This window comes from Paenibacillus sp. plas6 (assembly GCF_057221655.1).
Map to the genome: position 1 here is coordinate 3770156 of NZ_CM170151.1, position 12526 is coordinate 3782681.

General features: G+C 40.5%; 10 protein-coding genes and 1 other annotated feature. Of the genes, 8 read left to right on the forward strand and 2 right to left on the reverse strand.

All coding sequences use genetic code 11. The features are described from left to right. Positions 1-38: 38 nt before the first annotated feature. From AC2TDL_RS16590 to AC2TDL_RS16620, 7 genes are all read left to right on the forward strand, one after another. Positions 39-2219, forward strand: a complete 2181-nt coding sequence (locus tag AC2TDL_RS16590) for a RelA/SpoT family protein (protein WP_484697170.1) — start codon at positions 39-41, stop codon at positions 2217-2219. Between the two features lie 13 nt (positions 2220-2232). Next, on the forward strand, positions 2233-2676 hold the full coding sequence (gene dtd / locus AC2TDL_RS16595) for a D-aminoacyl-tRNA deacylase (protein ID WP_484697171.1): 444 nt from the start codon (positions 2233-2235) through the stop codon (positions 2674-2676). A 250-nt stretch (positions 2677-2926) separates the two neighbouring features. Next, positions 2927-3174: a binding site (T-box leader), on the forward strand. Positions 3175-3325: 151 nt separating this feature from the next. After that, positions 3326-4570 (forward strand): histidine--tRNA ligase, encoded by a 1245-nt coding sequence (gene hisS / locus AC2TDL_RS16600; RefSeq protein ID WP_484697172.1) that lies wholly within the window; start codon positions 3326-3328, stop codon positions 4568-4570. Positions 4571-4644: 74 nt separating this feature from the next. Then, positions 4645-6453 carry an aspartate--tRNA ligase gene (gene aspS / locus AC2TDL_RS16605; RefSeq protein ID WP_484701250.1) on the forward strand — a complete coding sequence of 603 codons (1809 nt, stop codon included), beginning with the start codon at positions 4645-4647 and terminating at the stop codon, positions 6451-6453. A 29-nt stretch (positions 6454-6482) separates the two neighbouring features. After that, positions 6483-7223 carry a tRNA threonylcarbamoyladenosine dehydratase gene (locus tag AC2TDL_RS16610; RefSeq protein WP_484697173.1) on the forward strand — a complete coding sequence of 247 codons (741 nt, stop codon included), beginning with the start codon at positions 6483-6485 and terminating at the stop codon, positions 7221-7223. 138 nt (positions 7224-7361) lie between these two features. After that, the gene (locus AC2TDL_RS16615; protein ID WP_484697174.1) at positions 7362-8165 is read left to right on the forward strand and encodes a class I SAM-dependent methyltransferase; all 804 of its coding nucleotides are present in this window, start codon (positions 7362-7364) and stop codon (positions 8163-8165) included. A gap of 18 nt (positions 8166-8183) precedes the next feature. Continuing rightward, positions 8184-9497 carry a replication-associated recombination protein A gene (locus AC2TDL_RS16620; protein WP_484697175.1) on the forward strand — a complete coding sequence of 438 codons (1314 nt, stop codon included), beginning with the start codon at positions 8184-8186 and terminating at the stop codon, positions 9495-9497. A 77-nt stretch (positions 9498-9574) separates the two neighbouring features. On the opposite strand, the gene AC2TDL_RS16625 is transcribed toward AC2TDL_RS16620, so the two are convergent. After that, positions 9575-10732 carry a copper resistance D family protein gene (locus tag AC2TDL_RS16625; protein WP_484697176.1) on the reverse strand — a complete coding sequence of 386 codons (1158 nt, stop codon included), beginning with the start codon at positions 10730-10732 and terminating at the stop codon, positions 9575-9577. A gap of 1 nt (position 10733) precedes the next feature. After that, complete coding sequence (locus tag AC2TDL_RS16630) at positions 10734-11324, reverse strand: copper resistance CopC family protein (RefSeq protein WP_484697177.1); 591 nt, start codon at positions 11322-11324, stop codon at positions 10734-10736. A gap of 435 nt (positions 11325-11759) precedes the next feature. On the opposite strand from AC2TDL_RS16630, the gene AC2TDL_RS16635 reads away from it, so the two are divergent. Further along, positions 11760-12488, forward strand: a complete 729-nt coding sequence (locus AC2TDL_RS16635) for a hypothetical protein (protein WP_484697178.1) — start codon at positions 11760-11762, stop codon at positions 12486-12488. Positions 12489-12526: the final 38 nt, after the last annotated feature.

The window sequence follows — 12526 nt, forward strand, 5'->3', positions numbered from 1 at the left end:
GAAAAAGGCGAGCATTAGCTTGGAAAGGGAAAGGGATCATGGGCATAGAGCAATTAATTGAAAAAGCATCAGAATATATGAAAGAGCATGAGCTCGTGCTAATTAGAGAGGCCTATGATTTTGCTGATCAGGCTCATAAGGGACAAATACGTAAATCAGGAGAGCCGTATATTCTTCACCCTCTTGCAGTAGCGGATATTGTACTTGATATGCATTTGGATGTTATATCGATCGTAACAGCTTTGCTGCATGATGTTGTTGAAGATACTACTGTTGATTTGGAGACGGTTCGTGAAAAATTTGGTGATACCTGTGCGATGCTTGTAGACGGCTTGACAAAGCTAGAAAAGATAAAATTTCAGTCTCGCGAGGAGCAGCAAAATGAAAACTATCGCAAAATGTTTGTAGCGATGGCACAGGATATTCGTGTCATTATCATTAAGCTAGCCGATCGCTTGCACAATATGCGTACCCTTAAGTATCAATCGGAAGAATCTCAGCGTCGAATTGCCTATGAAACATTAGAGATCTTTTGTCCTATCGCACATCGACTTGGTATTTCGCGAATCAAATGGGAAATGGAGGATATTTCGCTAAGATATTTGAATCCTCAGCAATATTATCGCATTGCCAATTTGATGAAGAAAAAACGGATCGAGCGCGAGGCATTTATTGAAAATGTAGTGGCTACTATTCGTGAGAAGCTTCAAGAGATGGGAATTGAAGGGGATATTTCAGGACGTCCTAAGCATTTATATAGCGTTTACCAAAAAATGATGACACGTAATAAACAGTTTAGTGAAATATATGATTTATTTGCGATTCGAATCATTGTTGATAATATAAAGGATTGTTATGCAACGTTAGGGATTATCCATACATTATGGAAGCCGATGCCAGGGCGGTTTAAAGATTATATCGCGATGCCGAAGGCAAATATGTATCAATCGCTGCATACTACGGTTATCGGACCTAACGGAGAACCGACTGAGGTTCAAATTCGTACATGGGAAATGCATCGTACGAGTGAATACGGGATCGCAGCACATTGGGCGTACAAGGAAGGGCGCGTAGTGCCTGATGCTAGTTTTGGCGATAAAATGGGCTGGTTCCGTGAAATTTTGGAGCTGCAAAAGGAAACAAAGGATGCAGCGGAATTTATGGAATCGCTCAAAATGGATTTCTTCTCTGACCTAGTCTTCGTCTTTACGCCAAAAGGAGAAGTGTTAGAACTGCCAGCTGGCTCGGTTCCGCTTGATTTCGCATATCGTATTCATACAGAGGTTGGTAACCGTACGATAGGAGCGAAAGTTAACGGTCGTATTGTACCGCTAGATCATAAGTTGAAGACCGGTGACATCGTAGAGATCTTAACTTCTAAGCATTCTTATGGACCTAGTACAGATTGGTTGAAAATTGCTCAATCGTCACATGCTCGCAGTAAAATTAAACAATGGTTTAAGAAGGAGAAACGCGAGGAAAATGTTGCAAAAGGTAAGGAAATGATTGAGCGAGAGCTTAAGCGACTTGGTTTGGAGCCGCATGTCTGGATGACGGAGGATAAGTTGCAAGAGGTGGCGACAAAATTTACCTTTAACGATATCGAGGATATGTTAGCAGCGATTGGCTTCTCTGGAATTACGGCGGCACAAATTGTAACTAAGTTAACAGAAAAGTTGCGTCGTGAGCAAGAGGCTGCTAATCAGATTGAGCTAACGAGAGATGTAACAGAGATCAAAGGTAATGCAAGCAGTCAAAGCAAAAAGCATAACAATAATGGTGTTACGGTTAAAGGTGTTGATAATTTACTTGTGCGCTTTGCTCGCTGCTGCAACCCAGTTCCAGGCGATAAAATTATCGGCTATATTACTCGTGGTCGTGGAGTATCTGTACATCGTATGGATTGTCAAAACATTCCGATGGATAACGAGGAAGGCGATCGCGTAATCGAGGTTGAATGGGCGGATACGAGCAACGCAAACTATAGTGTTGATATTGAGATTACCGGCAGTGATCGTCGTGGCTTCTTAAACGAAGTTTTACAAGCTGTATCGGAAACAAAAACGAATATAAGTGCTGTTTCTGGACGTACGGATAAAAATAAAATGGCTATTATCCATATGACAGTGCTTATTAGTAACATTGACCACTTAAATAAAGTAGTAGACAAAATTAAGCAAATAAAAGATATTTATTCTGTGCATCGGATAATGCAGTAAGGAGATTATATTCGTGAAGGTTGTATTACAACGAAGCAAAGAAGCAAGTGTTAAGGTAGATGGAGAAATAGTGGGCAGTATTACTCATGGTTTTGTATTGCTTGTCGGCATTACGCATGAGGATACTGACCAAGATTTAAAATGGATGGCAGATAAAATTGCAGGTTTAAGAGTTTTTGAAGATGAAGACGGCAAAATGAACGATGATATTGGACAAGTAGGCGGTTCCATTTTATCTGTATCACAGTTTACGCTATATGGGGATTGTCGCAAAGGCAGAAGACCTAATTTTATGGCTGCTGCACGCCCAGATCATGCTGAACAACTGTACAATCAATTTAATGAATTGCTTCGTGAAAAAGGGTTGCATGTCGAAACAGGTCGATTTGGAGCGATGATGGATGTGCAGCTAGTAAATGATGGACCAGTTACTTTAATTATTGATAGTCGGGAATAGGCGATAATTGCCAATAAGTTAGCGAAGGACAGCGTTTTCTTTTTTGTAATCAAGTTGTAATATTACGATAATCTTAATTTAACATCGCTAACCTATAATAATACTCGACCCCCTTTTTAATGATATATATAATACATTTGGACCTGTGGATATGCCGCAGGTTTTTTTCTGTCTAATTTTTGAGAATGTTGTCATATGCTTGACTTTAACATTGACGAACAGTAAAATAACTTATCAGATACAATTTTATAGTTATTCGGTGAGAGGAAGAAGTAACTCAGCCACCGCTGCTGCAGAGAGAGATGCCATTGGCTGGAAGCATCTTGCAACGATTGAGTGAATAACATCCTTTAGAACATAAGATGAACGTGCATCAACGCGATGCATTATTAGTTTTATGCGTGTAGCGAGCGATATTCGTTAGAGCGAATAAATCATAACCTGATTTATTCGGAAATTGGGTGGTACCACGTGAGCAATAATACTCTCGTCCCTTTGGTTGTAACCAAAGAGACGAGAGTTTTTTGTTTAAGAGAGAGTTCAAAAAGTTCGACTTTGATTACGAAGCTTAGCGTTGCAGTTTAACAGACATCGAATTTTGAACTCAGCCGTAATTTTATCTTTGAATTAGTTTTAAGGAGGGTTATCCATGTCATTCCAACGATCGCCTGGTACTCAGGATATACTGCCAGGTGCTGTAGAGAGATGGCAATTTGTTGAAGAAAAAGCACGCGATATTTGCCGTCGTTTTAATTTCCGAGAAATTCGCACCCCAATGTTTGAAGCAACAGAGCTATTTCATCGCGGTGTTGGTGAGACGACAGATATCGTTGAAAAAGAAACATATAACTTTACGGATCGAGGCGGACGTAATTTAACACTTCGTCCAGAAGGCACTGCAGGGGTTATGCGTGCTTATGTAGAGAACAAGCTATATGGTGAGCCTGATCTTTCCAAGCTGTACTATATCGGTCCAATGTTTCGTTATGAGCGTGCGCAAGCAGGGCGCTATCGTCAATTTAATCAATTTGGTGTAGAAGCAGTTGGCTCTGTTGATCCTGCCCTTGATGCAGAGGTTATTGCGCTTGGCTATACTTTCTACACAGAAGTTGGTTTAAAAGGGGTTCGAGTTGAAATTAACTCAGTCGGTACACCTGCTGTCCGTGCAGCTTTCCGCGAAAAGCTATTAGCTTATTTAGAACCTAAGCGTGAAGGCTTATGTAAGGACTGTCAAAGCCGTATGGAGCGTAATCCGCTTCGCGTGCTTGATTGTAAAGTTGATCAGCATCAGTTTGCTGATGCACCTTCGATACTAGATAGCTTGGATGAGGAATGTGAACAGCATTTCAGCAAAGTAAAAGAACATTTGAGCAATATGGGCATTCCTTTCGAAATTAACCATCGTCTAGTAAGAGGCCTTGATTATTATACTCACACAGCTTTTGAATTTAAGGCTGAAGGGATCGGGGCAATTGATACTGTGGGCGGCGGTGGACGTTATAATGGTCTAGTTGCCGATATTGGCGGTCCAGATCAACCAGGAGTTGGGTTAGGTTTAGGCTTGGAGCGCACAATAATGCTATTAGAGCATCAAGCGACAGAAATTCCTAATCTTTATGGCCTAGACGTATATTTGATCGCTTTAGGCGAGGCTGCAGAAAGCGAAATTACAAAATTAGTGTATGAGCTGCGCAGTAAAGGTTTACGTGCAGAGCGCGACTATCAAGGCCGTAAGATGAAGGCGCAATTAAAATCAGCCGATCGCATGAAGGCGCGTTATGCGGCAATTTTAGGTGATGACGAGCTTGCGAATGGCGAAATTACGCTGAAAGAAATGGCTACTGGTGAGCAACGCACAGTCAAACTAACAGAATTGGCTGAGGCATTAGCTTAAAAAATAATGTGCAGCTAGCTTTGATTGAAAAAATATAATTGTAATTATTGAAAAGAGGGGACAATCAAATGGTAATGCTAAAAACAACTAACTGTGGAACTTTATCAATGGCAGATGTTGGTAAAGAAGTTATTCTAAATGGCTGGGTACAACGTCGTCGTGACCTTGGGGGCGTATTGTTTATCGACTTACGCGACCGTACAGGTATCGTACAAATTGTCTTTAACCCAGATTTCTCTGGAGATGCGTTGAAAATCGCAGATCGCGTACGTAATGAATATGTGCTTGCTGTTAAAGGTACAGTTGTTGAGCGCGATCCTGAAACGTATAACGAGAACATTTTTACTGGTAAAATCGAAGTTCGTGTAACTGAAATTGAAGTACTAAATGCGGCTAAAACTCCTCCATTTGCTATTGAGGATGGCATTGAGGTTGATGAGTCCATTCGTTTGAAATATCGTTACTTGGATCTTCGTCGTCCAGAAATGCTAAAAACGCTTCAGCTTCGTTCAAAAGCAACGAAAATCTTCCGTGATTTTCTTGATCAAAATGAATTTACAGAAATTGAAACACCTATTTTGACAAAAAGTACGCCAGAAGGTGCGCGTGACTATTTAGTACCTTCCCGTGTACATGAAGGTGAGTTCTTCGCATTGCCGCAATCTCCACAGCTATTTAAGCAGCTATTAATGGTTGGTGGCGTTGAACGGTATTATCAAGTAGCTCGTTGCTTCCGTGATGAAGACCTTCGTGCAGACCGTCAACCGGAATTTACACAAGTCGATATTGAAACTTCCTTCATGTCACAAGATCAATTGCTTGATATGATGGAGCAGCTTATGGCTAAGCTATTGCGTGAAACAGTAGGTGTAGAACTTCAATTACCGTTCCAACGCATTACGTATAAAGATGCAATGAACAAATATGGTTCAGATAAGCCAGATCTTCGTTTTGGCTTAGAAATTCAAGATATAACAGATATTGTCGCAAACAGCGATGTAAAAGTGTTCGCTTCTGTAGCAGCTAAAGGCGGCGTTGTTAAAGCGTTGAACGCAAAAGGCTGTGCTAGCTGGAGCCGTAAAGAGCTTGACGATTTACAACCATTTGCTGCTCGTTATGGCGGTAAAGGTCTTGCTTGGATTCAAGTTAAAGATGGCGAGTGGAGAGGTCCAATCGTTAAATTCCTTAAAGAAGAAGAAATTGCAGCGTTGACTGAGCGCTTGCAAGTTGAAGAAGGCGACCTGCTAACGTTCTCTGCAGATAAACCAAAAGTAGTTGCAGATGTTTTAGGTAACCTTCGTCTAAAACTAGGTAAAGATTTGAATCTAATTGATGAGTCTGTGTTTAAATTTGCATGGGTCGTTGACTTCCCGCTATTAAGCTATGATGAAGAAGAAAAACGCTATGTAGCTGAGCATCATCCATTCACTCGTCCAAATGATGATGATCTAGAATACTTTGATACAGATCCTGGTCAAATTCGCGCACAAGCTTATGACCTAGTGTTGAACGGCTATGAAGTTGGCGGCGGTTCAATGCGTATTTATAAACGCGATGTACAAATGAAAATGTTTAAAGCACTTGGCTTTACTATGGAAGAAGCATATGAGCAATTTGGTTTCTTATTGGATGCATTTGATTATGGTACTCCGCCGCATGGTGGTATTGCTTTCGGTTTAGACCGTCTAGTGATGTTGCTTGCTGGTCGTACAAACTTGCGTGAAACAATTGCATTCCCTAAAACTGCAAGTGCGACAGACTTGCTATGTGATGCACCTTCTGAAGTTAAATTGTCTCAACTAGAACAACTTCACATTCGTACAGTTGTTAAACCTAAGCCTGCTGCAGCTCAAGCAGAAGCTGGTGAAAAGAAATCGGAATAAGATGAGCTTAAAGAGGAGAGAAGAGCAGTATGCTACATCAATTTTCTCGTACTGAGCTAGCAATTGGTCCTGAAGGGCTAGAAAAAATGAGAAATAGTTCGGTTGCTGTGCTAGGTATTGGCGGCGTTGGCTCATTTGCTGCTGAAGCATTAGCAAGAACCGGGATTGGTCGAATTGTGTTAGTTGATAAAGATGTCGTTGATATTACAAATGTTAACCGTCAAATTCATGCACTTACAACTACGGTAGGTCAACCTAAGGCCGAGCTAATGCGTGATCGGATAAAGCAGATTAATCCTGAATGCGATGCAATTGCTGTAAGAATGTTTTATACCGAAGAAACGTATGAGAAATTTTTTGAGTATGGCCTTGATTATGTTGTAGATGCTTCTGATACGATCATTTATAAGGTGCATCTTATTAAAGAATGTTTGAAACGAAATATTCCAGTTATTTCAAGCATGGGTGCAGCCAATAAAATGGATCCAACGCGCTTTAGAATTGCGGACATCTCCAAAACTCATACCGATCCAATTGCGCGAGTTGTTCGCACAAAGCTGCGCAAGGATGGCATTAAAAAAGGAGTTAAGGTGGTATTCTCTGACGAGGATCCAATTAAACCGCGCGAGGATGTAACGCAGCGCATTGTCCCAGAAAATGCTCCAGAAATTCGTAAAGCGCAAATGCCGCCTGCCAGCAATGCTTTTGTACCAAGCGTTGCAGGACTAATTATGGCTAGTGCTGTTATTAAGGATTTGTTGGAAAAATAGCATACGGACAAGGCTGTAAAAGTCCGAATAGATAGCTGTAAATAAAAAGATTGCAATAAAACTGCTTGATTGAAGCGAGACTGTAAGGTTTAGCTCGATTCAAGTAGTTTTTTTGCATCTAGGAAGCAGGTGCGCTACATGAAAACAACCGAACGTTTTACAGGTCGTTCTGAAAGCTATGAGCGTTATCGTCCAAGTTATCCAAAGGAGCTTATAGCATTTTTGCAGGACAAGTTAGAGTGGCAGAGTGGCAAGGTTATTGCTGATATTGGTGCAGGTACAGGAAAATTTACAGAGCTTTTACTTCAGCAAGGAATAAATGTTGTAGCAGTCGAGCCTAATGATGAAATGAGGCATAAGTTGCTAGAAAAGCTACGGCCATATTTAACCGTCAGTGAATCAAAGCTTAATAAAGAAAAGCGTGCTCACAAGCCACTTACGGTAAACAACGGCTCCGCTGAGACTACGCTATTGTTAGATAAAAGCGTAGATGGAATTGTTTGTGCCCAATCATTCCATTGGTTTGATGTTGGACTTGCTAGAGCAGAATTTAAACGAGTGCTAGCGCCTAACGGTTATGTAGCGCTTATATGGAATCAACGAGATGAAGCAGCCTCTCCATTTATGGAAGCCTATGAGCAATTATTTATGCAATTTGGGGAGCAGTATGATAAGGTAAAGCATAAGCAAATTAGTGTGGAGCGATTAATTCCGTTTTACGGTGGTCAGCAACCGACACTTACGAGCTTTACATATGTGCAAAAGTTAGACGAGGAAGGCTTAATCGGTAGAATTTCTTCGTCCTCATATAGTATTCCTAGCAACGATTATCGATATGAAGCTTTTATTACAGCAATAAAAAAGCTATTTGCCGAACATGAGCATCAAGGGCAAGTTACGATGCACTATCGTACTGATGTATATTGGGGGAAATTTAGCTAGTAGAAAGGAAGTGAGGGGATGGATTTATTTTCAATTGAGGAGGAACAGCCGATAGCGCAGCATAAGCTGCTTGCAGATCGTATGCGTCCACGGACTCTAGATGAATATATTGGTCAGGAGCATATTGTAGGGCAAGGTAAGCTGCTGCGGCGTGCGATTGAAAGTGATCAAATTAGCTCGATCCTGCTATATGGACCTCCAGGCTGTGGTAAAACAACGCTGGCACATATTATTTCCAATCGCACAAAAGCAAAATTTGTACGCTTAAATGCGGTTGATGCCTCTGTTAAAGATGTGCGAGATGTCATCCAGCAGGCGAGAGATGAAAAAGCGCTTTATGGCAACAAAACTATTCTCTTTTTAGATGAAGTTCATCGCTTTAATACTTCAAGACAAGATGCACTGCTGCCTGCAGTGGAGCAGGGGATTATCATTTTTATCGGGGCTACCACTGAAAATCCGTTTCATCATGTAAATGGAGCGCTTTTGTCACGCTCTACGTTGTTTCAACTTGAGCCATTAGAGCCTAAGCATGCTAGATTAGCGATGGAGCGAGCATTAAATGATGCTGAGCGTGGACTTGGTTTTATGAAGCTAAAAGTTGATGAAGAGGCGCTAGACCATCTTGCTTTAATGGCTGGCGGAGATATTCGCCGTGCATTAAATGCACTTGAGCTAGCAGCCGTAACAACAAGCTCTCAGCCTGATGGAACAGTTCATATTACGCTTGAGATAGCGCAAGAATCCATTCGCAAGCGGACCGTGCGCGCTGATACCTCCATGCAATATGATGTTTTATCTGCTTTTCACAAAAGTATTCGCGGCTCGAGTGATGCTGCGTTGTTTTGGTTTTTTTACGCTGTTGAGAAATTAGGAATGGATCCGATGATTTTTTTACGACGCTTAATCGTTGCATGCAGTGAAGATATTGGCTTAGCTAATCCGCAGGCAATGGTTCAAGCAGTTACTGCGATGGATGCTTACCATAAAATCGGCTTGCCAGAAGCGAAATACAATATTGCCCAGGCGATTTTATTTGCTGTGGAAAGTCCAAAGTCTAATGCAACTGCACTGGCGATTGAAAAAGCGTATCAGCTCATAGAACAACATGGTGTTGATGAAGTGCCGCATCATTTGCGTGATACTCATTATAAAGGAGCTGAGCAGCTAGGCCATAAAGGCTACTTATATCCTCACGATTATCCGAACCACTATGTGAAGCAGCAGTATTTACCTGATCGCATTTCGCATGTGGAGCTTTATAAAGCGACAGAGCAAGGAGCGGAAGCGAAAATAGCAATTAATCAGGAGAAGCGTAGAAGGCAAAAGTAATGATAAAGGCAAGCTGAAAGAGCCTACTGCTACTTTAATTAAAAGTAAAAGCAGTAGGCTTTAAAAAGCGCAATATATCAAGGAATTAATGACAATTGACTATCATTGAATAACATCAGTAACGCCGCCTCTTCAATTTCAACCTCTTGTGCCTGTATCCCAAACATAACAATTAAATAAATGAACAGTATCATCATTAAGGAAAGAATAATCGTCCACAAGAAGCTGCGCTGTTTAAAGGCGATCGTAATACCGTACAGAACAACTAACGTTGCTACGATAAGCAGCGAATTACTTACATTTAACTCCCAATGTAATTGCAAATCAGGGCTGAATTTACCTTGAAATATTGCAAGAAATAGTGGAGCGGGCGTTTCTGTGCGCAATGTTTCTACGACGGTGTGCGGCGGAACAGATTGCCCCATCACTGCAGTAAAGCCAAGCACAAGCAAGGCAATCATACTTTCTGCACGTAATAATTTACGTTGTGAAGAGAGATTGTGCGTACGTGCATATCTCGGGTATAGAAAGCCGTTACTAAATGCCAGCCATAATAATGGAAGAAGAGTCGCGTGCTTCATGAGTAACAGCTGTCCATAGTTAAGCATTAACGCATTATTATACTCTGGAACGGTATAACTCATTAGCGTGATTCCTGCAATGATTGCAACAAGGACGCAAACAATCGCTAGCGGTGAAAACCATTTTAAGAACGCTTGCCAATGCAGCTCATCCTTTGAGAACCAGCTAACGACAAATAATATACCTAGCCAAATCGAAACTGCAAGGAAATGCCCGGTATGGACGATTAGTCCCCTCACCGCATCTAAGGATGCAGTATGGCTGCCATAGCCTAACCAAAACGCAATCAGTAGGATTAGCAAAAAGGCAACTTTGGGCATATGACGATCTTTTGCGAAAATAGGTGCGCCCATAATAATGGCTAATCCTAATGAGCCGAATGTCATCCATACCCAGCCTTTACCAATCTGTAAATCTAGCAAGATGCTTTTAATCATCGCACCGTAACTTAGCTGAAAAGAGTCCGCATAGCTAATTGCTGTCGTATGGAGCGGCGCATAAGCGAACAGCGGAATGCCAATGATACAAGCGATAATTAACCATTTCGGTACAGCAATTGTTGGTTTATAGGAAACTGCAATTAGCTGTAAAATGCTGTTTCCCATTAATATAGCAAAACAAATGTATAATAAAAATTCAGCAATATAGCTCATTTTATTTCCGTTTACGCAAAGCAAAACCAATTATAGCTACTACAACAACGCCGATTACAACATATGGCCATACTGGTTGCTTGCTTTTTTCAGTAGTTTGATTACTATCATTCGCTTGTTGTTCATCAGCAGTTGCAGCAGGTGTTGGCGTAGTTGTTTCAGCAGGTTCGTTTGTTGATTGATCATTTGCATCAGCATCAGCAGCATCGTTTTGAGCAGTTGCTGTAGGTTCTGGTTCTTCCTCAAGCTCAACTTTAAAGCCGATAGAGCCTTCAACTGCATGACCATCAGCGCCAATTATATTCCATGTCACAGTATAGTTGCCATTGTCTAGCTTTTCTGCAGGTTGTCCGCTAATTGTAGAATCATTTACAGTAATATCGTTAAGCGTCAGTTGTTCTCCGCTTTCATTTAGTAATGTTATCCGACTTGCTGAAGAAATTGTTGTATTAAAGGTTAAGCTGATTTGCTCAGGAGATGTATGAATAGTTGAGTCTGCCTCTGGTGTAGATTCAGTTAATTTGGAATGTGCAAATACTTGGAGTGGCATTAAGGCAAAAAGTACACACATGAACATAACTATTTTTTTCATTTTAATTCCTCCTACAATTGATAATCCATTTGTTCAGATGTGGTTATTAGATTTGAGAAAATAAGGGCTAGCTACAACCTAGCATTAAGCAATGCTTTTTGAATTATACCAAATCTTAGCTGAAAAAAAGCTAAAATTTTACACCAAATTTCGAACAAGTAATGAACAATTAAAAGTAAAGTAACACTAAAAAATAATGAGGATTTCAGCTTGTTAGTCAGCTTGTGAGAATATATCGTAATTTTGACATTCGAAAAACTAAGGGATATTTATACCAAAAATTAGAAATTTAAGAGATGAACGTGTATAATGGAGAGGTGATGTTAATTTTAGGGTGGGATTGTAATTTATGAAAACGAAAATATTGATTGCAACGTTTATCATTGGATTTTTTAGTTTTTTAGTTTTTTAGTCATATATAATAGCGTAACCGAAGTGTCGGTTTCGAATACGGATAACAATTCTGCTCAATATGAAGATTACGAACGTTATGAGAAATTCGCCGCTGACTACATTACTAAAACCTATTATTTCAATGAGCTGGGCTTACTTGGAATTACGAGCAATGGGGATATTATTTACGAAATGTCAGCAGCAAAAAGATCATTAGCAGCTATACACGATGTTTATCCGATTGAATATAAAAGACAAATTGACGATAAGCTGCTGTATGTTGTTTATAAACTGGAATCTGAGGAGAAGCAGCCTTATTATATGTATTTGTTTTTTGAAAAGCAAAATTCACAGCAAGAGAAGGATCAAGGAGATGATTGGTGGCTTACGGAGCGTGCATTATTTGCAGCAAAGTCGCTATCTATAAAAGACTTTGAGCATATTACGACTGGCTCATCATTAGCAGAGGTGTCTAGCATAGACCCGTTAACAGCACTTTACGAGCCTAAAGAAGCTGCTCCGTATACCGTGCAAAAATATGATTCCAATCTTAATCAATATGTTGAGGATACAGCTTTCGATAAACCCGCAAATACATTTAAAGCATATTATTTATTGACTGATGGACTTCTTTGTATTCAATATAAGCGAGCAAGTAAAGAAGAAACGTTTACTGCAAGTCAATTAGAGTTTATTCATGCTGATGGGCAGGCTAAAACACAACTAGCCAAATTAGCTAGCAGCATTCATCCTGAAGATTTTCCTACATAACTAGAAGAAGGCTGTCCGAAACGTCAGGAGGACGATTC

Bases quoted from the DNA above. Each gene is read 5' to 3' on its own strand.
- AC2TDL_RS16590 (WP_484697170.1), top strand. From the start codon at position 39: ATGGGCATAGAGCAATTAATTGAAAAAGCATCAGAATATATGAAAGAG.
- hisS (WP_484697172.1), top strand. From the start codon at position 3,326: ATGTCATTCCAACGATCGCCTGGTACTCAGGATATACTGCCAGGTGCT.
- aspS (WP_484701250.1), top strand. From the start codon at position 4,645: ATGCTAAAAACAACTAACTGTGGAACTTTATCAATGGCAGATGTTGGT.
- AC2TDL_RS16610 (WP_484697173.1), top strand. From the start codon at position 6,483: ATGCTACATCAATTTTCTCGTACTGAGCTAGCAATTGGTCCTGAAGGG.
- AC2TDL_RS16615 (WP_484697174.1), top strand. From the start codon at position 7,362: ATGAAAACAACCGAACGTTTTACAGGTCGTTCTGAAAGCTATGAGCGT.
- AC2TDL_RS16620 (WP_484697175.1), top strand. From the start codon at position 8,184: ATGGATTTATTTTCAATTGAGGAGGAACAGCCGATAGCGCAGCATAAG.
- AC2TDL_RS16625 (WP_484697176.1), bottom strand. From the start codon at position 10,732: ATGAGCTATATTGCTGAATTTTTATTATACATTTGTTTTGCTATATTA.
- AC2TDL_RS16630 (WP_484697177.1), bottom strand. From the start codon at position 11,324: ATGAAAAAAATAGTTATGTTCATGTGTGTACTTTTTGCCTTAATGCCA.